This is a genomic window from Picosynechococcus sp. PCC 11901 (assembly GCF_005577135.1).
In the GTDB taxonomy this organism is placed as follows: domain Bacteria; phylum Cyanobacteriota; class Cyanobacteriia; order Cyanobacteriales; family MRBY01; genus MRBY01.
Window position 1 is genome coordinate 920,858 of record NZ_CP040360.1, and the last position, 20,862, is coordinate 941,719.

Genomic DNA, 20,862 nt, shown 5'->3' on the forward strand with positions numbered 1-20,862 from the left:
CTGAATTCTAAAAAAATTAAGGTCGGTGATTTTGAGGGTCGTTTGAAGTTTCATTAAAAAGCTTTTAAATGCAATTAAGTTGATCCCAAGAATATTCTCTTACCTTTTTCTTTGATCCTAAACATACTTAAGACTAATTTAAGTTTTTACCGAAAAATAGTCAAAAAGCAGCTTCGGGTTTTCCGTACTTTTAAGTAAAGGTTAACAAAAAAACATTAAGTTTGTCGGCCCTTTAAAAGAGTGTGAGCCTCCGTCGGGACACATCTTTCACAAGGCCAGTGAACCTTAGCAGTGGGGGAATGGGATAAGATGACGGGCAGTCATTGTCTATGAAAAATTATGGAATCTCTTGCTTGGCAAGCCGTCAAAGCTTACGAAGATATTTTGTATCAAAAGTTAGATGGGATTGCAAAAATCACGATTAATCGTCCCCACAAGCGCAATGCCTTTCGACCCCAGACAATCTTTGAAATGTATGAGGCCTTCTGCGATGCCCGGGAAGATCAAGACATCGGTGTCATCCTGCTCACGGGGGCTGGCCCCCATACGGATGGGAAGTATGCGTTCTGCTCTGGTGGCGACCAATCGGTGCGGGGTGAAGGCGGCTATGTCGATCAAGCCGGGGTACCGCGCCTAAACGTGCTGGATCTGCAGAAACTGATTCGCTCGATGCCCAAGGTGGTGATCGCTTTGGTGGCGGGCTACGCGATCGGCGGCGGCCATGTACTGCATCTTCTCTGTGATCTAACGATTGCCGCAGATAATGCAATTTTTGGGCAAACGGGGCCAAAAGTAGGCAGTTTTGACGGTGGATTTGGGGCGAGTTACATGGCGCGCATTGTCGGACAAAAAAAAGCCCGGGAAATTTGGTTTCTTTGTCGTCAGTATGATGCCCAGCAAGCGCTGCAAATGGGCTTGGTAAATCAGGTGGTTCCCGTCGCCCAGCTAGAGGCTGAGGGGGTGCAGTGGGCCAGGGAAGTGTTGAGTAAAAGCCCCATTGCGATTCGCTGTCTTAAGGCGGCGCTGAATGCTGATTGTGATGGGCAAGCGGGCCTCCAGGAGCTAGCGGGGAATGCCACTATGCTTTATTACATGACAGAAGAGGGCAGAGAAGGGAAGCAGGCTTTTTTGGAAAAGCGATCGCCAAATTTCCGCCAATATCCCTGGTTGCCGTAAAAAACCCAAGGCGATCGCCCAGGTAAGATGAGGATTCATTACCACTAAAGGATCCCAATTTGGTAGAGTAGATACCGATATAAAACCGGATAGCTTGTCCCTATTAGATCCCAGACTTTTAAAAAATTAAGTGGAACGGACAAGATTAGTTCCGCCCTGAGATTGACAAAAAGAGGTTAATCATGAAGTTACGTTCGTTATTAGCAGCCATTCTGGCTCTGTGTATCGGCGTGCTAACTGCTTGTAGTGAAGCGCCCGATGCTGCGACCGTCGATGTGAAGCAACTAACATACGACGAAATTCTCAATACAGGACTCGCGAACTCCTGCCCCCAAATCGCGAACTTCACCCGGGGAACAATTCCCATTGCCCCCAATGAAACCATCGAATTCTCTGACCTCTGCTTAGAGCCTCAAACCTATTTCGTTAAGGAAGAGCCCCTCAACAAGCGTCGTGAAGCTGAATTCATCGAAGGTAAGCCCCTTACCCGCTACACCTCTTCCCTCGAACAAATGACCGGGAAGATCAAAGCCGATAGCGAAGGCCTCCTTACCCTGGTAGAAGAAGACGGTATCGATTTCCAACCGATTACGGTTCAGTTGCCCGGTGGTGACCAAGTACCTTTCCTCTTCACCATTAAAAATCTAGTGGCCCAGACCTCTACCCCGTCTGACTCCATCAACACTTCCACTGACTTTATCGGTGAATTCCGGGTTCCCCCCTATCGTGGTGCTGTATTCCTTGATCCCAAGGCCCGTGGTACTGCTAGCGGTTATGACAACGCTGTCGCTCTACCTTCCCAAGCCGATGAAGAAGAGCTAACCCGCGCCAACATCAAGCAGTACGAATCTCGCACTGGTGAAATTTCCCTGCAAATTGCCAAAATCGACGAGAAAACTGGTGAAATTGCCGGCACCTTTGAAAGCGAGCAAACTTCATCCACTGACATGGGTGCAGAAGATCCCGAAGAAGTCCGAATTCGCGGTATTTTCTATGCACGTCTAAAGACGGCTGCTTAATTTCAACTTCTCAAACACTGTTCAATCGAGGGGCGGCAATGCCCCTTTTTTGTGGTCTTTTTTCGTTGTGCTTGACTAAATTTTCGTCTACCTCTTTCCCAAACTCTTTTAGAAAAAGCTTCCAAGAAAAAAATCTAGATTTTGAACTAGTCGTAAAAAAACTGAACATAAAAAAGATCCAGAGTCAAGGAACCCTAGATCATCGCCTCATCCTCTTGGGATGGCTCATTTATGTTTAGGACAATGTATCCAAGTAATCCCGCATAATATTGCGGCGTTTGGGCTGGCGGAGTTTCTGGAGGGCCTTTGCCTCAATTTGGCGTACTCGTTCCCGCGAAAGCTCTAGCATTCGGCCAATCTCTGCGAGGGAGTAGGTTTTACCATCGCCTAGACCATAGCGCAGTTGAATGACTTCCCGTTCCCGGTCGGTGAGTTCTGTCAGTAAGTTATGCAAGTCACGTTGCAGAGACTCCCGCACAAGATTTTCTTCGGGGGAAGCATCTTGGGTTTCTAGGAGATCGCCTAATTCTGTGTCTCGGTCTTTGCCGACGCGAATTTCGAGGGAGACGGAACGGGGAACCTTTTGTAAGACCTCTCGCACCTGCTCTGGGGTCATCTCTAGGGCTTGGGCTACGTCGTCTAAGCTGGGGGTACAACCCTGGGTTTGGGAAATTTGCCGCTGTGCTTTTTTGATTTTATTGAGCTTTTCGGTGACGTGAACCGGGAGACGGATGGTGCGACTTTGGGTGGCGATCGCCCTGGTAATGCCCTGACGAATCCACCAGTAGGCATAGGTCGAGAAGCGATAGCCCTTTGTCGGGTCGAACTTATCCACCGCCCGCTCTAAACCGAGGGTTCCTTCTTGAATAAGGTCTAAAAGTTCGAGGCCGCGATTCTGATATTTTTTGGCCACCGAAACCACCAAACGGAGGTTGGCCTGGATCATGTGCTCTTTTGCCTTGGCCCCAGCCTTGAGGATCGAGTCAAGTTCTTTAACGCTTAAGCCCACTTGCTCGGCCCAACGCTGTTTACCCTGGCGAATGATATCCCGCAATACAGCTCGCTCTAGGTTCATTTCCTGGGCCCAGCGATTGAGGGAAGGACGGCAACCCAACTCAATGGCTAGGCGGTCATGGACATTGATACAACTCAAAAATTCTGCCAAAATTTCGTCGCCTGCTTCTGCCCCCTCTTGTCGTTTTTCCAAAAGCTGGATATAATTTTGAACCTTGCGGGCTTCCGTTAGCTCCTCATCTCTTTCGAGTAACGGTACGCGCCCGATGTCCTGCAGATACAGCCTCACTAAATCTGTGGTCTGGCCATTCCGGAGGGTTGTTTCATCCGGATCAAACACAGCAAGCTCATCGTTGCTAGCGGTTTCGGTTAGGGAGTCAAAGGAACCTTGGCTCTTGGACTGCTTGGCGGTGGTCATAATGGCGACTCTCCTGAAAAATATTAGGGGGGTGCTTACCCTTAAATTTCCCTGAATAAAAGTCCTTTTCAAGGTTTTGATATATAAATTAACATCTCGGCCCTAGTCCAAAGGCGATCGCCGCTACAGTTTTATGTCAAATTTTCATGACAAAATAATCCTTTAAAGGCCAACAAAATCGTCAAATATTGCCAGTATCCAAGGCATTTTTGTCAGCATTTAGCAATATAAGAATAGGGCGATTGCCCCCAAAGCCTAAAAACTCGAAAAACTTAATTTGCGGTGGTTCTAGCGACCCCATAGAATTAAACTCGCGCCACAGAAAACAGAGTTTTGTACCGTACCGATCAATACAATTCGCTCGCTTTTCCCGTTGCATGATTAGTCCTAAACCATTCAGCTTTTAAATTGACCATGACCAACCCAACCCGCATTTTGATGTGTGCCCCCGACTATTACGAGGTGGACTATGTCATTAACCCTTGGATGGAAGGAAACGTCCACAAATCGTCCCAAGCTCAAGCCATTGAACAGTGGCAGGCCCTACATCAAATCATCAAAGAGTATGCCGTTGTTGATCTCGTGCCCCCTGCCCAGGGCTGGCCAGATATGGTTTTTACGGCCAATGCCGGTCTGGTCTTGGGTCAAAAAGCGATTCTCAGTCGTTTCTATCACCCAGAGCGCCAAGGGGAAGAACCCTACTTTAAGCAATGGTTTGCGGAAAATGGTTTCCAGGTCTATGAGCTGCCCCAGGATTTGCCCTTTGAAGGGGCAGGCGATGCCCTCTTTGACCGGGATTCTGGAGCGTTGTGGGCTGGTTATGGTTTTCGCTCTGAACTCGACTCCCACGCCTACATTGCCCAATGGCTCGATGTGGAAGTTTTATCCCTACGCCTGATCGATCCCCGCTTTTATCACCTCGATACTTGCTTTTGTCCCCTAAGCGGCGGTTATCTCCTCTACTATCCTCCCGCCTTTGATACTTACTCCAATGCCCTAATTGAGCGGCGGATTCCGGCGGAGAAGCGTATTGTTGTCCCCGAACCAGATGCGGTGAATTTTGCCTGCAATGCGGTCAATGTCGATGATGTGATCATCATGAATAAAATCAGCCCAGAACTCGAAACGGCGATCGCCACCAAGGGCTTTCAGGTGCGACAAACGTCCCTCACGGAATTTCTCAAGGCAGGGGGAGCTGCAAAATGTTTAACCCTAAAAACCACAGAACCGATTCAAGAAACCGCCCAAGCCAATGCTCCGGTTGATAGTCGGATTATTCATCTCGAAGGGCACCTCCTCGACGCGGGCATTTTGAACCAAGCCTTGGATTTAATCAATGAACAGGGCGGCAGCGCAAAAGTATTAAATTTCAACCTCGGCATCGAGCGAAAAAATACGTCATCGGCTAATGTACGGGTATCCGCACCCTCTCCCACCACCATGGAGGACATTATGTCCGCCCTCATTGAAATGGGCGCGATCAGTGCTTCGGCAGAAGATATCCAGGATGCGCACCTAGAAACCGTGAAGCAAATGGGAGTCGCCCCCGATGATTTTTATGTGACGAATATCTATCCCACGGAGGTCAGGATTAAAGGCCAATGGGTTAAGGTGACCCACCAACGCATGGACGGGGCGATCGCCATTAGTGAGAGCAACGGCACCATTCACGCCCGCTGTCGTCTGTTGCGGGATCTCCAGGTGGGGGAAAAAGTTGTTGTGGGCATCGACGGGATTCGCACCAACCATAAAACCACGGCTCGTCCCAGCGCCGAAAAACAAGAATTTAGCTTCATGGGGGCCGGGGTTTCGAGTGAACGCCGTGTGGAATTGGTCGTTGAGCAAATTGCCTGGGAACTCCATAAAATCCGCGCCCAGGGTGGAAAAGTTGCGGTCACGGCTGGGCCAGTGGTGATCCATACCGGGGGGGCGCAACATCTCGCCAATTTAATTCGCCAGGGCTATGTCCATACTTTGCTCGGTGGTAATGCGATCGCCGTCCACGACATTGAACAATCAATGATGGGCACTTCCCTCGGCGTTGATATGAATAAAGGCGTCCCTGTGCGTGGGGGCCACCGTCACCACCTCAAAGTGATTAATACCATTCGTCGCTGTGGCAGTATCGCCAATGCCGTGGCCCAGGGGCTCATTACAAAGGGGGTAATGTATGAATGCGTCCAAAATAATGTGCCCTTCTGTTTAGCCGGATCTATTCGTGATGATGGCCCTCTCCCGGATACAGAAATGGATCTGATTCGCGCCCAGGAAGAATATGCTCGCTTGCTAGAAGGCACCAATATGGTTTTGATGCTTTCGACGATGCTCCATTCCATTGGCGTCGGCAATATGACTCCTGCCGGGGTGAAGATGGTCTGTGTCGATATTAATCCTGCGGTGGTCACAAAATTAAGCGATCGCGGCTCGGTAGAATCCGTCGGCGTGGTCACCGATGTGGGGTTATTCCTCAGTCTCCTGACGCGCCAACTGGATCGACTCAACCAAAAAGCTACAATTACTGTGTAATTTCCGGAACAGCCTAGGCGATCGCCAAAAAACTCCCTCGGAAATTCTGGGGAGTTTTTTTGTTGCTGCTCCCGAATCATGGCGATCAAAAAAACCACTAGATACAAAACTAGTGGCCTCACTGAATTTAATTCATGTTGTTTGGAAGCATGGGTCGTTTCTTAGAAATTACATCCCATGCCAACGCAGAGGTGATATTTAGCGGCTGTTGGTGCGGGGTCTTGCTTTATTGACCTTCATGTCGCGGCCCATCCAGCTAGCACCATCGAGGGCTTCAATCGCCTTATCTTCTTCTTCATCGTTAGACATTTCCACAAAGCCAAAGCCACGCTTTCTTTGGGTTTCACGGTCTACCGGAAGATAAACGCGTTTTACTTTACCGTAGTCATTAAAGACTTCACGAAGATCGTCTTCTTCTACGGCGTAGTCCAGGTTTCCAACATAAATTGACATAAAAATTGTCTCCTTAAAGATGACTTAATCTGTGCATCGGGGAAGGAGAGTTCGTAGTCGTATCGGGCGGGGAGATTTTCTGTCAATACTGTCGTAACCAAACACAATACCAAACGAGACAAAACCGTAACCGAGTACTTTCGAATTCTTTTGATTCCCAACAATACTAGGCTAGCACAGTCAAAAAAATAAACACAAGTTTTGGGGGGCACTTGTTTTGTAGAATAAATAAAGTTTTATGAAGCGCTTTCTCCTTTTTTTGATAGCCTGAGCACTTTTACTTAGATAATCGCAGAGTCACCCTTCCTTTAAGCTTTGTTCTGGGTACCCAGGCTGTTGTTGGCCGCACATTCCGAGGCAAAACGATCCATCAAGATGACTACATCCGCTAAACATACTGAGCTGCGCCAGTTGGTCCGAAGCCAATTGTTGCTTTTGCTGGAATCGAATAATTTGCAAGGGGCTAAATCGCTACTTGTGCCCGTACAGCCCGTTGACATTGCCGAGGCGATCGAAGATTTACCAGAATCGATGCAGGTCATTGCTTTCCGTCTGCTTTCTAAAGCAGAGGCCATCGAAGTCTATGAATATCTAGATTCATCGGTGCAGCAGGCCCTCATTCAAAAATTTAAGCGCCAGGAAGTGCGGGAAGTCGTTGACCAGATGTCCCCCGATGACCGGGTTCGTCTTTTCGATGAATTACCGGCGAAGGTGGTACGGCAGCTCCTAGAACAGCTCAGCCCTGAAGAAAGACAGGCGACGAATCTTTTGCTCGGTTATGAGGAAGATACCGCTGGCCGGGTAATGACCCCGGAGTATATTTCCCTCAAAGAAACCTTCACCGTTTCAGAAACCATCGAGCGGATTCGGCAACAGGCCAGCAAATCGGAAATTATCTACTACCTCTATGTCACTAACGCGTCCCGGCAACTGGTAGGCATTGTCTCTCTACGGGATCTTGTTGTCTCTGAGCCAGATTTACCGTTGTCAGAGATTATGACCAGGGATGTGGTCTCGGTTCATACAGATACTGACCAAGAGGAAGTGGCGCGAACGATTCAACGGTATGACCTACTCGCTTTACCTGTGGTGGATCGAGAAGATCGTCTGGTGGGGGTCGTTACGGTGGACGATGTGATCGACATTATTGAACGGGAAGCCACAGAAGATATCTATGCGTTGGGGGGGCTGCAAACGGATGGTGATAATTATTTCCAAATGAATCTGTGGACGGTGGCTCGACAGCGGGTTGTGTGGTTGTTTGTGTTGCTAATTACGAATACCTTTACGGGCTGGATTATTAGCTCCCAGCAGTCGCTCTTGGAACAGGTGGTGATTTTGGCGGCATTTATTCCGCTCTTGACGGGGACTGGAGGAAATGTGGGGGCACAGTCTTCAACGGTGGTGATTCGGGGTTTGAATACGGAAGATTTGAACGATCTAGGGCCAGCGAAGGTAGTCGGACGGGAGGCGATCGCCGGGGCTTTGTTAGGGGCGATCCTGGGGATTGTGGTGATTGTCTGGGCCTACTTTCTCCAGGGAAATCTGGCGGTGGCCATTTCGGTGGGGATCAGTTTGGTGGCGATCGCCGTGCTGGCATCGGTGGCTGGCTCCTCGCTACCATTTTTGTTCCGATACCTAGGGTTAGACCCGGCCCTAATGTCGGCACCCTTTATTACAACGGCGGTGGACGTGATTGGGGTTTTGATTTACTTTAATATCGCCCGCATGATGTTGAGGTTATGATAAGGCGAACGCACCCGTGAGGAGGGTCATGTTTTGATGGGAAAAAAGCAGCAATGGTTGGAATTTGCAGAATTGGGTTTGCTGCTGCTGGTTTTCTTGGCGTGGATCTGGGATGTGATTCAAGGCGACGGTAATTCGACAGCTTCATTAGTCATGTTCCTGCTCTGGATCACCCTAGGGCTAAATTTTTTTAACCGCATTGCCCATCAACGACACCAGCGGCGACAAATCCTGGGCATGGTGCGGAGCCTTGAGCAACGTTTACAAGGTCAGTTTCAAGGGCAACTGCAACCCCTCACCGAACAAATCCGCCAAGCGAGCCAAATCAATGCCAGCCTGGCCCAAATCGAAACAGATGGAGAAATGCAAACCTATCTGCGCAGTTTAGAAAAAGCCCTAACCAATGTGGTGCAGTATCTTAATGAAGCTGTTTTGGATGAACGACTCACGAATTTAGAACAGGAATTTTTACGGCAGCAACCTACCCCAGCCGCAACATCTCCAGCCATCGCCCAGGCAGTTGCCGATGATCTAAAACCAGAGGCGATCGCCGATCCTTGGGCCACGGAAACACTCCCCGCTCCAGAACCACCCGCAGCACCGCAACCCAAGCAGCAATGGCAGTTAGTCGCTACGATCCCAGCCCACCGAGATTGTGTGAGTGCTTTAGTCTTTAGTGCCGATCAAAAATTTCTCGCGAGTGGCAGTTGGGATCATCAGTTGAAACTCTGGCGCGTAGACGATCAAAAGCAAATTTCCCAAGTGACCGCCCACGAACAGGGTCTTTTAAATCTAGCATTCATCCCCCCTGTGACCGGAGCCAAGGCGGAGACAGAACAAATAGAAACATTGGCGATCGCCAGTAGTAGTTTTTCGCCGGAAGTTAACCTTTGGCACCTCGATCAAAGCCAAGCGGTGCCCCAACTCGCGCTCCAAAAATCCCTGGAGGGACACCAAGGAGCCGTTTATGCCATGGCTTTGACCGGCCAACAAACACTCATCACCGGGAGTCACGATCAAACCCTGCGCCAGTGGCAACTTCAGGATGGTAGCGTTTATCAACAAACCCTTGATCTCAATGATCAGATCCAGGCGATCACCCTGGCCCCCCAAGAAAACCTTTTTATTAGCGGTGGCACAGAGGGCATCCTCAAGTTTTGGCGCACCACGGATCATCGCTTACTCGGTAGTTTAAAAAATGATCCCCCCGCCGCCATTGCGGCGATCGCCATTCGCACCGACGGTAAATTGTTTGCTTCTGCTGGCGAACATGGCCTGATCCATCTGTGGCAAGTGGATCTCAATCATTTAGACGTTTTACCAGAAACCGTGCCTTGCTTCACCCTCGAAGCCCACGAAAAGCCCATTACTCAGCTTCTGTTTAGTCGCCAAGGTCATTTTCTCCTGAGCAGTAGCGTCGATGGCACGATCAAAATTTGGCAGTTAGGCATCACTGAGCCTTTGACGACGTTAAATTTCAATACTCCCGACCAAGAAGATCATGTACGTTTACTGTCCCTAGCCCTCACTGCCGATGGGCGTACCCTCGCGGCGGGCGGTTCCGATGGCACGATCAAAATTTGGCAGCAAGTTTAATCAGATTTCATTCACCATGGCCAGCCAGGGAAATTATCCAGCGTTAAATATTGATTCCGTGAGAAGCAACAGGCTAGGCTAGATCCACTGTTTTTGTGCGGGTAACTAACGTGAAGCGCGTAATTTTAATTCTGTTGACGATTATTACCCTGGTGCCGCTCCTGTCTTCGTTGTGGGCCAGTTTCCAGGAACCGCAGATCCAGGGCCGCCTCGAACTGTATCAAACCAACTTGGTGCTTCAGGCCGCAGAGTACGATCCCAATTCCACGGCCACTACCTCCCCTGAGGCGATCGCCACCCTCGTGACCCAACTGACGGGCCAAGATCCCTACAGTAGTGCGATCGCCCAGTATAAAAAGGTGCTCAGTAGTAGTGAAGCCCGCCAAAAACTTCTCACAGACTCCACAGAAACAAGCGCGACTCAAACCCAGGCGACCAAAAAGGCGATCGCCGAAACCGCCACTTTAATCGATGAACTCCAGCTCAGACTCGGAATTTTGTATGCCAGTCGCGGCAAGCTCGAACAAGCACAACAGCGATGGGAAGCCATTTCCGGAGAAGAATCTGATGGTTTGGCCCAAACTTTAGCGCCCCTCTGGCTTAACTCCCAAGCTCCCACTGACCCAGATGCCTTAACCCAGGCCCAGCTTGAAACCTGGTTCGAGCAACAAAATCTCCAAAAGCTCTACCAAATTCAAGACAATCTTCCGGCACAACAGCAACTCCAGCAACAAATACAACAGAATGCGCAACGGGCTTTTTTAAAATTAACGGTCATTACCGTCTTGCCCTTTAGTGTGGGGCTTTTTGGCTTGGGTTTTCTCATCTTTTTGGGCGTTCAAGCTTTCCGGAAGCAGGAAGCAGCCCTTTTGCACATTGATGATCAAGCGACTTGGAACACCCCCTGGAACGGAGAAATTATCTGGCAAGTTTTTATCGTCGGCTTCTTTCTCGTCGGTCAAATTATTTTGCCCCTTGCTTTACCCATCGCCCTCCAGGCCTTTAGCATCGATGCCACCGCTTGGACAGTGCGTGAAAAAGCTGTTTATACCCTCATCACCTATTCACTGATGGCGATCGCTGGTTTAATCGTTCTAGCGGCTTCGGTTTGGGAATTTCGGCCCCTCCCCCAGGGGTGGTTTCAGGTGAAATGGCTGGATAACTGGACGGTATGGGGATTTGGAGGCTACATGGTGGCCTTGCCGCTGGTGTTACTCGTTTCCCTACTCAATCAACAAATTTGGCAGGGTCAGGGGGGCAGTAATCCGATTTTGTTTCTTGCTCTCAAAGCCCAGGATCAGGTGGCTTTAACGATTTTCTTTTTGACGGCCTCGGTGATGGCTCCCCTCTTTGAAGAAATTATGTTCCGAGGTTTTCTATTACCTTCTCTAACCCGCTATGTCCCAGTGTGGGGCAGCATTATTCTCAGTGCGTTTTTGTTTGCGATCGCCCACATGAGTTTGTCGGAAGTCCTACCTTTAATGACCCTGGGCATTATTTTGGGATTCGTTTATGTTAAATCCCGTAACCTTTTGGCCCCGATGCTTCTCCATAGTTTGTGGAACAGCGGCACTCTATTGAGTTTGTTTATTCTCGGTAGTTAGGTAGGGTTGCCCTCGGTGGAATTTTCCCGCAGCCAAGTTTCTAATTCTGCGGCTGACTCAAACCCAAATAGGCGATCGCTTAGGGCATCGAGTTGAGTTAGATTCAGGGCCTGGATTTGTGAGGCGAATCCTGAAACTTGCTCCGGGAAGCGTTGCTGAACAAATCGCAAAATCAACTTGCAAGCCTCCTCCTGTCGTCCTTCCTGGCGGCCTTGCTGTAGACCTTCTTCCATCCAAGACGTGACAATTCGCAGTACCTGGGCTTCCTCCTGGGGCTGAATTCGGTGTAGTTCCTGCTCAAAGATCTGCTGTTCTGCCATATTTAACCTCAGATAAGTATCCACAAAACCCGACAACAAATGAATTCTGGCCGAATCTAAACGAAGCGTCACAATCATCCGTAAACATTCTAACTTGACCTTTGGGCGTTCCTCTGAGCTAAAGTTCATCTTTGCCATGAGCGCAGCCGCAACGGGGTTTGGTTGGCGGAGAAAGTCACGCCACGGCAAGCGGTTCAATTGAATAGTCTGGAAAGAAAAACGGAGAATTTCCTTGGAAGGAAACGCCACCGAAAAAGTTTCCGGTTCTAGCCTCTGGGGAGAGCGGTAAGAAAATAAGGCAATGGGGTAAATGGGTAAACGATACTTTTCGTACAAACGCGCAAAATAGAGAAACATCCGTTCCGCAAAATCTGCTTGGGAGGTTGCTTGATTTTCAACGTGTACGAGAAAACAAGTCTCTTGGCCGCGAAAGTGAAGTTTCGCCACAATATCTACATTGCGACGCGTTTGGCCAGGTAGGTCATTGAAAACTTCTTGGGTAAGAAAAGTTAAGGAGTTCTGCTCGGCTGTTTCGAGGATTTCCGGCGCAAAAAGGGCGAGAAAATCCCAGAAAAAGGTCGTCAGCAACTCCTTAAACAACAAATCATGATCGATGGTTTGGGTCATGGTTCAACCGGAAAACCAAGGTAAAAGCCGTCTAAATTTCGTCGGGGATTACCCATTTGGGGGGTTCCATCATTTTCTTGAGGCGCGCTGCTTCGGCGATTTCGTGCATTTTGTCGATGGAGACGGTCTGCACAAATTCGCTGGCTTGGGCCGCATATTCTTTGTTGGGGCAGTCTTCCCCTAGGATGCAACCATTGACGCACTCAACGGCACAATTTACGGTTTGACTCATTTTTCGCTCAAGGAGTTGAAGGTGTGTTGCTTTGTAGTGTAACGGTTTCAGCCTCAGCCACCACCGACAATGGTGACAATTTCTAGGCGATCGCCTGCTTGAATCAAGGTATGCTCCCACCGCTGACGGTGCAAAATTTCGCCGTTGTATTCCACTGCCACGAGGCGCGGGTTCATGCCCAATTGCTCAAGACAGCGGGGTAAAGATAACTCACTCGCAATGGTTTTTAGTTCACCATTCACCCAAACATCGATCATTTATGCCGTGGCCTCCTCAAGGTTTTGTAGGGTTTGTTGGCGGTGTAATTGGGCCGCAAAAAACTGAGCTGTCAGGGTCGGGTCTTCACTCTGCATCAAGGCCCGCACCACTGCAACCCGTCCGGCTCCGGCGGCCAGAACCTCGCCGAGATTTTCGGTGTCAATGCTGCCAATCGCAAACCAGGGCACAGGACAATTTTCCCTGGCATGGCTGACATAACTGTGACCCGCAGCGGCTTTCCCCGGTTTAGTAGGGGTTTCATACACGGGGCCAATACCCACATAATCGGCTCCTTCACTCAATGCTTTTTCTAATTCCGTGGGATTGGTGGTGGAGCGGCCAATAATTTTATCGGGGCCAAGGAGTTGGCGGGCAGTGGCAATGGGTAAATCCGTTTGGCCGAGGTGAACGCCGTCGGCATCCACGGCTAGGGCAAGATCCACACGGTCATTGACGAGGAATAAAGCATGGTAGCGATCGCATAATTTTTTCAGGGCGATCGCATTGGCAAACCGTTGTTCATCGGGGGTTTCTTTGTCACGGTATTGCACAATTTCAACGCCCCCCTGGAGAGCTGCTTCGGTCACTGCCAAGAGCTTTTCGTGGGGAGAAGTCACTAGATAAAGTCGTGCTTTTTCGAGACGTTGTTTCAGTTGGGGGCTAAAGAGTTGACTTTCGAGGGTATAGACCTGATACCGCATCTGTTTACAGGCGATCGCCATCTCCGTTTTGTAGAGTTTGGCGTACTCTTCTAGCACCCGGAGCGCTTCTTCGACCCGACAGAGATTGGCCCGGAGCAAATGATTAAGATCTGTGCGGCTTTCTTCCTGGGGATGGCTGAGGCTGGTGCCTACATCGTTGGGCGTATCCCGTGCAGCGCGCAATTCGTCATGGTGCCATTGGGCCAGGGTTTGGCGCATTTCCTTGCAACGGGCGGCCAGTTCAGCATGGTTCAGGCCAAACCGAAACCATTCTTCAACAATGCGCAGTCCCTCCCTGGCTCGGTCAAGGTTGGCATCGAGGATGCGAAAAATAGCGGTGGTATCGGTGGAAGCAGGTTTAACCATGGTGACGGCGCACAAAACAGAATCGGCAGGCAAATTCTTACTTTATCGCATCTCCTAGGGGATCTCTGGATTTTGCCCCGGAGACAGGCGATCGCCTTTTAGAATACAGTAGTAACCCTGTGTTATTTTTTGTTGCCCAAGGCCATGGCCCTTCGTACCGTACCGCGACCCTTGCTTGATTCCGTTGATTCTTTAGAGATTGCATCCGTCACCTATCCCGTCGTAGAAACCTTTCATTCGATCCAGGGGGAAGGCTTTTGGTTTGGCACAGCAGCTTTTTTCATTCGCCTTGCCGGTTGTGATGTGGGTTGCCCCTGGTGTGACACAAAAATTTCCTGGAATCCGAAACGTCATCCCCAAGTTTCCGTTGGTCAATTAAGAGATCAAGTGCAAGTGGCCCAGCCGAAGATCATTGTCATTACGGGGGGGGAACCTTTGATGCATGACCTTTATCCTTTGACGATTGGGTTGAAAGAAACGGGTTTGCCGCTCCACCTAGAAACCTCCGGCGCCCATCCCCTCAGCGGTCATTTTGATTGGCTGACCCTGTCCCCAAAGCCTTTTAAAGCGCCATTGCCGGAAATTTACGATCAGGTCAGTGAATTAAAGGTCGTGATCGACCAAGCCACGGATTTTCAGTGGGCCGAAACCCAAGCCCAAAAAATTGCCGCAGAAATTCCGCAATATCTCCAACCCCAATGGGAAAATCCCGCCAGTCAGAGCCTCATTTTCGACTATATTTTGGCTCACCCCGAATGGCGTCTCGGTCTGCAAACCCATAAGTTTCTGGGGGTGCGCTAGATGAAACGGGCTGTTGTTTTACTCTCCGGTGGCTTGGATTCGGCCACCAGTGCCGCCCAGGCGATCGCCGATGGCTATGAAGTGTTTGCCCTTTCCTTTCGCTATGGTCAGAAACATAGCCGAGAACTGAGGGCCGCTCAAAAAATTGCCGAACACCTGGGGATCACAGAACATTTTGTGATGGATGTAAATTTGTCCCAGTGGGGTGGCTCTTCCCTGACTGACATTAATCAAGCAATTCCCCAAAGCGGTGTCCAGACGGGGGATATTCCCTCGACCTATGTCCCCGGTCGCAATACGGTATTTTTGGCGATCGCCCTTTCTCTCGCTGAAGCAAAACAAGCCGAAGCGATCTACCTGGGGATCAATGCCGTGGACTATTCCGGTTATCCTGACTGTCGCCCCGAATATCTTGCCGCCTACCAGAAGTTAGCGGATCTTTCTTCTAAAGTTGGCATCGAAGGTCACGCGCCCCAATTGGTTGCGCCCCTTGTGCTTGATACCAAAGTAGAAATTATCCAAAAAGCCGTGAAATTGGGCGTTCCCATTGCCGAAACTTGGTCTTGTTACCAGGGGGGAGAACATCCCTGCGGCTTGTGTGACTCCTGCCGCATCCGAGATGAAGCCCTGATCAAGGCCGGTTATCCAGAGCTCACAAGCCAAAATGTCTAAAAATAGCCAAACAAAAACCCCCAGGCCACAGCTGAGGGTTTGGGAAATCAGTATTGGTCAAATCTAAGCCGCCTGCATCAGGAGATCATCGAGTTTGCCTTGGTACTCTAGTTCATGGAGGTCATCGCAACCGCCCACATGCTGGTCATTAATAAAAACCTGGGGGAGGCTACTGCGGCCATTGGCCCGGTCTGTCATTGCCTCCCGCGCTTGGCGATCGCCATCAATGCAATACTCTGTATATTCCACCTGCTTACGATCGAGGAGATGCTTGGCGCGGACGCAAAAAGGACAGGTGCTCCAAGTATAAATTTCAACGGTTGCAACCATAATTTGGATTTTCCTGAAATGTAACGATTTATTTCAAGTTTAACGTTTCCTGCGCCCAAGAGCGGCAGTGACTTTTTCTCTCTATGGAGACGTTCGAGCAAGCTGAAGCGCCGAAATCCTCTGTTTTTGCCATAAAATCGACAGTTTATTTTCGTTATAAACTTCTTCCGCTACACTGGGAGGCTAGCCTTTTTCTAGGACTACTATGGTTGCCGAATCGATCCAATACATCACAGAAAATCCGATTTTTACGTTTATTCTGCTGCTGTTAGTGTCCCTGACCATTCCCCCTATTTTTGAGCGGCTTAATTTACCTGGCTTGGTGGGTTTGCTCTTCGCAGGAATTATCCTCGGTGAAAATGCCCTAGGCCTCCTCAACTCAGAGAGTGAAACCATGGTTTTGTTCTCGGAAGTGGGCAAAATTTACCTGATGTTTGTGGCCGGATTAGAAATTAATTTGGCAGAGTTTCGGAAAACCCAAGATCGCTCCATTGGTTTTGGTTTTTTGACATTTATTGTGCCGTTGACAATGGGGACGGTAGTCGGCCTCAGCTTTGATTTTGGTTGGAATGCGGCGATTCTCATTGGTTCTTTATTGGCTTCCCATACGTTGTTGGGTTACCCAATTCTTAATCGGTTGGGGATTTTAAATAATGAGAGTGTAACGGTCACGATTGGGGCGACAATTTTTACGGACATTGCGGCTCTTTTGGTGCTGGCGATCTGTGTGTCGATTCACCAGGGCGATTTTTCCACGGCTTCTTTGGTATTGCAATTGGCGTTATTGGTGGGCTATGGGGCCTTGGTGCTCTTCGGTCTGTCCTGGCTTGGTCGAGAATTTTTCCAGCGCAACGGGGATGAAGAAGGTAATCAATTTTTATTTATTTTGCTGGCTGTATTTCTCGCGTCAGTGGGTGCCCAGGTGATCAATGTCGATAAAATTGTGGGGGCTTTTTTGGCGGGTTTGGCGGTCAATGATGTGGTCGGCAAAAGCCCGGTAGAGGAAAAAATTGAATTTGTGGGCAGTACGCTATTTATTCCGTTCTTCTTTGTGGGGATGGGGTTATTGCTCGATATTCCGGCATTTATTAATAATTTGCTCTATGAGTTTCCCCTCACGTTTTCGATTGTGGGTGGGTTGTTGTTGTCTAAATTTATTGCAGCGGCGATCGCCAAACAGATTTATCGCTATAGCTGGGCCGAAACCCTCACGATGTGGTCGTTGTCGATCCCCCAGGTGGCGGCAACCCTGGCGGCGGCCTTGGTTGGTTTCCGGGTGGGACTGATCAGCGAATCGGTATTTAATGCGGTGATCGTGCTGATGCTAGTCACTTCGATGCTGGGGCCGGTGTTAACCCGTCGTTTTGGTCGTTTATTACCCAGTAGTGGCAAAGATGTCGCCCTGGCAGCGGTTAATGTGTCGCCATCGACGGACAGCTTTAAGATTGTTGTGCCCATTGCCAATCCCAGTACCAAGGATTATTTGCTCGAAGCGGCAGGACTTTTAACTCGCATTCGTCAAGGGATTGTGATGCCTGTGTCGATTGTGACGGGCCATGCTCACATGGACGATCCGGCGGTGATGACGGGGATCGACCGTAGCCAAAGGTTGCTCCAAGAGGCGATCGCCCAGGGGGAGCAACTGCAAATTACAATGCAACCGAAAATTCGCATCGATGACGATGTGGCCGCTGGGATCAGTCGCGTGGCCCGGGAAGAAAATGCCAACTTAATTTTGATGGGCTGGGGGAAAACCGAAGGCCTCAAAGCCAGGCTCCTGGGGACTTTAGTTTACAACGTCTGTTGGTCGGCCCATTGTCCGGTAGCGGTGGTGCGTCTCTTGGATGATCCGAAAAATTTGCGGCGGATTATGGTGCCCTTTAAAGGGATCTCGGCTCAAAATTTACAGATAGTACAATTTGCCGAACTTTTGGCGATCGCCAACCAGGCCGAAGTCACCGTGTTTCATGTGTGCGAAACCTGGATGACCAAAGACCAACGCAACCTCCTCAAAGCTGACCTAGAAAATGCCCTGCAAAATGCTGGCATCACCACCAAAATGCAGATTCGGATCATCCGCTACCATGATGTGGCTAAAGCCGTACTCCATGACGCCAAAGACTTCGACCTTGTCATTCTGCACTCTACCCGTTACCGTACCGCCGGAGGCCTAGCTGTGGGCGATGTCACCACAAAAATTTCGAGCCAAATCCAAACATCCGTCGTCATTTTCAACGAACTCTAGCCCTCACTTACCCAACAAAAGTAACGTTTCTAAGCTCACTCTAAAGCCAGTGCTTTGGATAAGGACGTCCCGGAACTATACGACTAAAAATTACCGTCAACCACACAATCAACACAGAACCGCATAAAGCAGGCGTCAAAATAAATTGCCAGGACGCATGGCTCAAAATACCAATTAAGGCTACGGCCCCCGAAGGCGGATGGACGGTTCGGGTCAGTTGCATGAGCTTAATCGTCACTGCCACCGCCAAACCCATGACCCAGGGCGCATCTCCGAACAAGTGAAATAACACCACACAACTGCAAGCCCCAATTACATTCCCCACAATTACGTTGCGGGGCTGGGCTAATGGACTATCCGGCACCCCAAATACCAGCACGGCCGTGGCCCCAAAGGGAGCCGCAATCAAAGGATAGGAACTATAAACCGAGATGTAAGCCAGGGTCGAAATACCAATAAAACTGCCTAAAAATGACAAACCAATATGTTGTCGGGAGAAGCTGGGTTGATGTCTACGGCTCTGTTGCAGCGTATAAAATTTGCGTCGCCACCGCCTCAAAATTGCTGTATTAGAACGTTTTTTTAATCGAATAGATGCCCGCCGGGGAAATGATGACATAAAACTTCCAATCAAGATCGATAGGATTGCTGGATTTTAATAACCTTGCTTCATGCAATTATTTAAATTTATCATGACGTTCTTGCATTTATGGCTTTTTTATGAGATCAATTTTTAATTTCAAGGTCAATTTTTGCTTATAAAGTCAGCTAAAAATCAGCCTATTTTTAATCGAATCAAATGTCATCAACAAATCAAAAAATAAAAAAACGAGGGAAGTATTCTTCCCCCGTAAAAAAGCATTCATGGTTATTACTCGAAACTTTAGCCCCCTGCCACAGCGGGTACAATGCTGACCTCATCACCATCATTTAGAGCAGTATCGACACCGTTCAGAAAACGGATATCTTCTTCATTGACGTAGAGGTTTAAAAAGCGTCGAGGATTGCCCTGTTCATCACAGAGGCGAGCCTTAATGCCGGGGCAGTTTGCTTCTAGGGAATCGAGCAATTCTTTAATGGAAGAACCAGCGCATTCAACGGTGGGTTGATCCTTCGTAAACTTTTGGAGGGGAGTTGGAACTAAAACTTTAATTGCCATTTTGAGTCAGACAAATTTTTCTAATAACTAAACGATAAGGAACAGGGATTGGGTCAGATCTACCGTGCAGTGACAATGAGAAAAGACCCAATTTAGAACAGCAACTATACCAAAGTTTGCTGCCACTCTAGACGCTCGAGGGTGCGGGCACGATCAAGAGCCTGCTCGAAACTTTCGAGGTTGGCTTCGATGGTGAGGGGTTCACCAGCAGCATTTTGTACTGCTTCTTGGGTCTTGAGGCCGTTCCCAGTGATGTAGACGACTGTCTTCTCGTCGGGGTTAATCTTGCCTGCTTCGACGAGTTTTTTCAAAACGGCAATGGTGGTGCCACCAGCAGTTTCGGTGAAAATGCCTTCGGTTTCAGCAAGGAGTTTGATGCCGTCAACAATTTCAGCATCGGTGACATCTTCAATGTTGCCGTTGGTTTTGTTGGCGATTTCTACGGCGTAGACACCATCGGCCGGATTGCCAATCGCAATGGACTTGGCGATCGTGTTGGGCTTCACAGGAGTAATAAAGTCACGGCCTTCTTTGTAGGCTTGAGAAATGGGAGAGCAACCTTCAGCTTGGGCACCGCTAAAGCGAACCGCTTTGTCTTCAACAAGACCGACTTTGACGAATTCGTTAAAGCCTTTGTAGATCTTGGTGAAGAGGGAACCGGAAGCCAGGGGCGCAACCACGTGGTCGGGGAGTTCCCAGCCAAGTTGTTCGATGACTTCATAGCCGAGGGTCTTGGAGCCTTCGGAGTAGTAGGGGCGGAGGTTGATATTCACGAAGCCCCAGCCGTGGGAGTTGGCAACTTCAGAACAAAGGCGATTCACCTGGTCATAGTTGCCGTGGACAGCCATCAGAATGGGGTTGTAGATCAGGGTGCCGAGGACTTTCCCTGCTTCGAGATCGGAAGGGATAAAGACGCAACAGTCTAATCCGGCATGGGCGGCGATCGCCGCTGTGGAGTTTGCCAAATTACCAGTGCTAGCACAGGAAACGGTCGAGAAACCTAATTCGCGGGCGCGGGTCAGGGCAACGGATACCACCCGATCCTTGAAACTCAAGGTGGGCATATTCACCGCGTCATTTTTAATGTAGAGCTCCTTGATGCCGAGGCGACGGGCCAAACGATTTGCTTTGAGGAGGGGGGTGAAACCAGTGCCCACATCAATGGGTTCCCCAGCAACGGGTAAAAATTCTTTGTAACGCCAGATGGACTTGGGGCCAGCTTCGATGCTTTCACGGCTCACTTTGCTGGCGATTTTCTCGTAGTCGTACTTCACTTCGAGGGGGCCAAAGCAAAACTCACACACGTGGAGGGCTTTGGGTTCGTACTCAGCGCCACATTCCTTACAGGCGAGGGCGGTGAAGTTGGCGGTGTCGAGGGAGGCGACGGCGGTATCAAGGGTTGCTTGCGTCATTAGGGTTTTCTCCGTTTCCATGAATGCTGAATGCTTAATTGAAAGCCATAGTAAACAGTTCTAAAATTGTCGTCAATCATACCCGATAAAAATAGTCGGGATTAAATCTGTGTAAAAAGAAAGAGGCGATCGCCTCTTTTCCCCCAAAAATATTCTCCCCTGGGGGAGATGCCGTCAGGCAGAGGGG

Annotated in this window: 19 protein-coding genes; 9 read left to right on the forward strand and 10 right to left on the reverse strand. The window is 49.4% G+C overall.

The features are described from left to right. The first annotated feature begins 339 nt into the window (after positions 1–339). Positions 340–1,176: a 1,4-dihydroxy-2-naphthoyl-CoA synthase gene (gene menB / locus FEK30_RS05400; RefSeq protein ID WP_030006063.1), complete on the forward strand. Its 837-nt coding sequence runs from the start codon at positions 340–342 to the stop codon at positions 1,174–1,176. A 182-nt stretch (positions 1,177–1,358) separates the two neighbouring features. Next, a complete protein-coding gene (locus FEK30_RS05405; protein ID WP_012305903.1) occupies positions 1,359–2,195 on the forward strand; it encodes a photosystem II manganese-stabilizing polypeptide in 837 nt (278 codons plus the stop codon). A gap of 235 nt (positions 2,196–2,430) precedes the next feature. Here the strand turns inward: FEK30_RS05405 and sigC are convergent, their stop codons facing one another. Further along, a complete protein-coding gene (gene sigC / locus FEK30_RS05410; protein WP_012305904.1) occupies positions 2,431–3,627 on the reverse strand; it encodes an RNA polymerase sigma factor SigC in 1,197 nt (398 codons plus the stop codon). A gap of 414 nt (positions 3,628–4,041) precedes the next feature. On the opposite strand from sigC, the gene argZ reads away from it, so the two are divergent. Continuing rightward, positions 4,042–6,153 carry a bifunctional arginine dihydrolase/ornithine cyclodeaminase gene (gene argZ, locus FEK30_RS05415; protein ID WP_138072218.1) on the forward strand — a complete coding sequence of 704 codons (2,112 nt, stop codon included), beginning with the start codon at positions 4,042–4,044 and terminating at the stop codon, positions 6,151–6,153. Between the two features lie 198 nt (positions 6,154–6,351). Here the strand turns inward: argZ and rbp are convergent, their stop codons facing one another. Beyond that, positions 6,352–6,606 carry an RNA-binding regulator gene (gene rbp, locus FEK30_RS05420; RefSeq protein ID WP_012305906.1) on the reverse strand — a complete coding sequence of 85 codons (255 nt, stop codon included), beginning with the start codon at positions 6,604–6,606 and terminating at the stop codon, positions 6,352–6,354. A gap of 375 nt (positions 6,607–6,981) precedes the next feature. Here rbp and mgtE point away from each other — a divergent pair, with 375 nt between their 5' ends. The 3 genes from mgtE (at position 6,982) to FEK30_RS05435 (ending at position 11,552) form a co-directional block, all read left to right on the forward strand. Next, positions 6,982–8,352, forward strand: a complete 1,371-nt coding sequence (gene mgtE / locus FEK30_RS05425; protein ID WP_012305907.1) for a magnesium transporter — start codon at positions 6,982–6,984, stop codon at positions 8,350–8,352. Positions 8,353–8,388: 36 nt separating this feature from the next. Beyond that, positions 8,389–9,948: a WD40 repeat domain-containing protein gene (locus FEK30_RS05430; RefSeq protein ID WP_255448011.1), complete on the forward strand. Its 1,560-nt coding sequence runs from the start codon at positions 8,389–8,391 to the stop codon at positions 9,946–9,948. A 110-nt stretch (positions 9,949–10,058) separates the two neighbouring features. Further along, a complete protein-coding gene (locus FEK30_RS05435) occupies positions 10,059–11,552 on the forward strand; it encodes a type II CAAX endopeptidase family protein (RefSeq protein ID WP_255447967.1) in 1,494 nt (497 codons plus the stop codon). Here the strand turns inward: FEK30_RS05435 and FEK30_RS05440 are convergent. From FEK30_RS05440 to FEK30_RS05455, 4 genes are read right to left on the reverse strand one after another with little or no spacing between them, the layout of a single operon-like run. After that, entirely contained in the window at positions 11,549–12,499 is a 951-nt protein-coding gene (locus FEK30_RS05440; protein ID WP_138072224.1) for a DUF4351 domain-containing protein, read from the reverse strand. The two genes, FEK30_RS05435 and FEK30_RS05440, sit on opposite strands and share 4 nt — an antisense overlap. A gap of 31 nt (positions 12,500–12,530) precedes the next feature. Beyond that, positions 12,531–12,731 (reverse strand): hypothetical protein, encoded by a 201-nt coding sequence (locus FEK30_RS05445; protein WP_012305911.1) that lies wholly within the window; start codon positions 12,729–12,731, stop codon positions 12,531–12,533. Positions 12,732–12,784: 53 nt separating this feature from the next. After that, entirely contained in the window at positions 12,785–12,988 is a 204-nt protein-coding gene (gene thiS / locus FEK30_RS05450) for a sulfur carrier protein ThiS (protein WP_012305912.1), read from the reverse strand. After that, complete coding sequence (locus FEK30_RS05455; protein ID WP_138072226.1) at positions 12,989–14,056, reverse strand: thiamine phosphate synthase; 1,068 nt, start codon at positions 14,054–14,056, stop codon at positions 12,989–12,991. It lies immediately after the preceding gene. 144 nt (positions 14,057–14,200) lie between these two features. On the opposite strand from FEK30_RS05455, the gene FEK30_RS05460 reads away from it, so the two are divergent. Both FEK30_RS05460 and queC read left to right on the forward strand, forming a co-directional pair. Beyond that, positions 14,201–14,857 (forward strand): 7-carboxy-7-deazaguanine synthase QueE, encoded by a 657-nt coding sequence (locus FEK30_RS05460; protein WP_065709960.1) that lies wholly within the window; start codon positions 14,201–14,203, stop codon positions 14,855–14,857. Continuing rightward, on the forward strand, positions 14,858–15,529 hold the full coding sequence (gene queC / locus FEK30_RS05465; protein ID WP_138072228.1) for a 7-cyano-7-deazaguanine synthase QueC: 672 nt from the start codon (positions 14,858–14,860) through the stop codon (positions 15,527–15,529). Between the two features lie 63 nt (positions 15,530–15,592). Here queC and grxC read toward each other — a convergent pair whose 3' ends face one another. Further along, the gene (gene grxC / locus FEK30_RS05470; RefSeq protein ID WP_065713004.1) at positions 15,593–15,859 is read right to left on the reverse strand and encodes a glutaredoxin 3; all 267 of its coding nucleotides are present in this window, start codon (positions 15,857–15,859) and stop codon (positions 15,593–15,595) included. Positions 15,860–16,064: 205 nt separating this feature from the next. Here grxC and FEK30_RS05475 point away from each other — a divergent pair, with 205 nt between their 5' ends. After that, positions 16,065–18,104 (forward strand): cation:proton antiporter domain-containing protein, encoded by a 2,040-nt coding sequence (locus tag FEK30_RS05475; protein WP_138072230.1) that lies wholly within the window; start codon positions 16,065–16,067, stop codon positions 18,102–18,104. Positions 18,105–18,144: 40 nt separating this feature from the next. On the opposite strand, the gene FEK30_RS05480 is transcribed toward FEK30_RS05475, so the two are convergent. The 3 genes from FEK30_RS05480 to thrC all read right to left on the reverse strand — a co-directional run bounded on the left by FEK30_RS05480 (position 18,145) and on the right by thrC (position 20,675). After that, the gene (locus FEK30_RS05480; protein WP_138072232.1) at positions 18,145–18,723 is read right to left on the reverse strand and encodes an HPP family protein; all 579 of its coding nucleotides are present in this window, start codon (positions 18,721–18,723) and stop codon (positions 18,145–18,147) included. A gap of 264 nt (positions 18,724–18,987) precedes the next feature. Then, positions 18,988–19,263: a MoaD/ThiS family protein gene (locus FEK30_RS05485; RefSeq protein ID WP_012305919.1), complete on the reverse strand. Its 276-nt coding sequence runs from the start codon at positions 19,261–19,263 to the stop codon at positions 18,988–18,990. Between the two features lie 104 nt (positions 19,264–19,367). Continuing rightward, positions 19,368–20,675 carry a threonine synthase gene (thrC, locus tag FEK30_RS05490; RefSeq protein WP_012305920.1) on the reverse strand — a complete coding sequence of 436 codons (1,308 nt, stop codon included), beginning with the start codon at positions 20,673–20,675 and terminating at the stop codon, positions 19,368–19,370. Between the last annotated feature and the right edge of the window lie 187 nt (positions 20,676–20,862).

What these genes read in the sequence shown, in the direction of transcription:
- mgtE (WP_012305907.1), top strand. Translation starts at nt 6,982, where the DNA reads ATGACTACATCCGCTAAACATACTGAGCTGCGCCAGTTGGTCCGAAGC.
- FEK30_RS05430 (WP_255448011.1), top strand. Translation starts at nt 8,389, where the DNA reads ATGGGAAAAAAGCAGCAATGGTTGGAATTTGCAGAATTGGGTTTGCTG.
- FEK30_RS05480 (WP_138072232.1), bottom strand. Translation starts at nt 18,723, where the DNA reads ATGTCATCATTTCCCCGGCGGGCATCTATTCGATTAAAAAAACGTTCT.
- FEK30_RS05460 (WP_065709960.1), top strand. Translation starts at nt 14,201, where the DNA reads ATGGCCCTTCGTACCGTACCGCGACCCTTGCTTGATTCCGTTGATTCT.
- thrC (WP_012305920.1), bottom strand. Translation starts at nt 20,675, where the DNA reads ATGACGCAAGCAACCCTTGATACCGCCGTCGCCTCCCTCGACACCGCC.
- FEK30_RS05475 (WP_138072230.1), top strand. Translation starts at nt 16,065, where the DNA reads ATGGTTGCCGAATCGATCCAATACATCACAGAAAATCCGATTTTTACG.
- grxC (WP_065713004.1), bottom strand. Translation starts at nt 15,859, where the DNA reads ATGGTTGCAACCGTTGAAATTTATACTTGGAGCACCTGTCCTTTTTGC.
- FEK30_RS05485 (WP_012305919.1), bottom strand. Translation starts at nt 19,263, where the DNA reads ATGGCAATTAAAGTTTTAGTTCCAACTCCCCTCCAAAAGTTTACGAAG.
- rbp (WP_012305906.1), bottom strand. Translation starts at nt 6,606, where the DNA reads ATGTCAATTTATGTTGGAAACCTGGACTACGCCGTAGAAGAAGACGAT.
- menB (WP_030006063.1), top strand. Translation starts at nt 340, where the DNA reads ATGGAATCTCTTGCTTGGCAAGCCGTCAAAGCTTACGAAGATATTTTG.
- queC (WP_138072228.1), top strand. Translation starts at nt 14,858, where the DNA reads ATGAAACGGGCTGTTGTTTTACTCTCCGGTGGCTTGGATTCGGCCACC.
- FEK30_RS05455 (WP_138072226.1), bottom strand. Translation starts at nt 14,056, where the DNA reads ATGGTTAAACCTGCTTCCACCGATACCACCGCTATTTTTCGCATCCTC.
- FEK30_RS05445 (WP_012305911.1), bottom strand. Translation starts at nt 12,731, where the DNA reads ATGAGTCAAACCGTAAATTGTGCCGTTGAGTGCGTCAATGGTTGCATC.
- thiS (WP_012305912.1), bottom strand. Translation starts at nt 12,988, where the DNA reads ATGATCGATGTTTGGGTGAATGGTGAACTAAAAACCATTGCGAGTGAG.
- FEK30_RS05405 (WP_012305903.1), top strand. Translation starts at nt 1,359, where the DNA reads ATGAAGTTACGTTCGTTATTAGCAGCCATTCTGGCTCTGTGTATCGGC.
- sigC (WP_012305904.1), bottom strand. Translation starts at nt 3,627, where the DNA reads ATGACCACCGCCAAGCAGTCCAAGAGCCAAGGTTCCTTTGACTCCCTA.
- FEK30_RS05440 (WP_138072224.1), bottom strand. Translation starts at nt 12,499, where the DNA reads ATGACCCAAACCATCGATCATGATTTGTTGTTTAAGGAGTTGCTGACG.
- argZ (WP_138072218.1), top strand. Translation starts at nt 4,042, where the DNA reads ATGACCAACCCAACCCGCATTTTGATGTGTGCCCCCGACTATTACGAG.